Genomic DNA, 577 nt, shown 5'->3' on the forward strand with positions numbered 1-577 from the left:
GGCACCGAACCGGGGATCTGGTAGAGGCGCTTCTGATCGTCATCGAGGCGCGGGATGGATTTGAGCAGGCCGCGTGTATAGGGGTGGCTGGGATTGGCGAAGATCGAGCGGACATCGGCATCCTCGACGACCCGGCCGGCATACATGACGATCACCCGGTCGCAGACCTCGGCGATGACGCCGAGATCGTGCGAGATCAAGAGGACCGCGGTATTCAGCGTCTTGCGCACCCTGGCCATCAGGTCGAGCACCTGGGCCTGGATGGTAACGTCGAGCGCCGTCGTCGGCTCGTCGGCGATCAGCAGCTTCGGATTGCAGGCGACCGCCATGGCGATCATCACGCGCTGGCGCATGCCGCCGGAAAACTGGTGCGGATAGGCGTCAAGCCGCCCCTCCGGATTGGGAATGCCGACCAGTTTCAGAAGCTCGATGATGCGGGCGCGGCGCTGCTCGCGGCTCATCTTCTCATGCAGCTTGATCGCCTCGCCGATCTGGTCGCCGATCGTCATGACCGGGTTCAGCGAACTCATCGGCTCCTGGAAGATCATCGCGATGTCGCGGCCGCGGATCTCGGGCA

The 577-nt window shown here is 64.1% G+C and carries 1 protein-coding gene; it reads right to left on the minus strand.

The annotated features are described in order from the left end of the window. On the minus strand, positions 1-577 hold a 577-nt coding region (locus tag ACFPWW_RS25810), incomplete at both ends, for an ABC transporter ATP-binding protein (RefSeq protein WP_377313866.1).

The sequence above is a fragment of the Rhizobium sp. GCM10022189 genome (genome assembly GCF_042656325.1).
Lineage (GTDB): Bacteria > Pseudomonadota > Alphaproteobacteria > Rhizobiales > Rhizobiaceae > Rhizobium.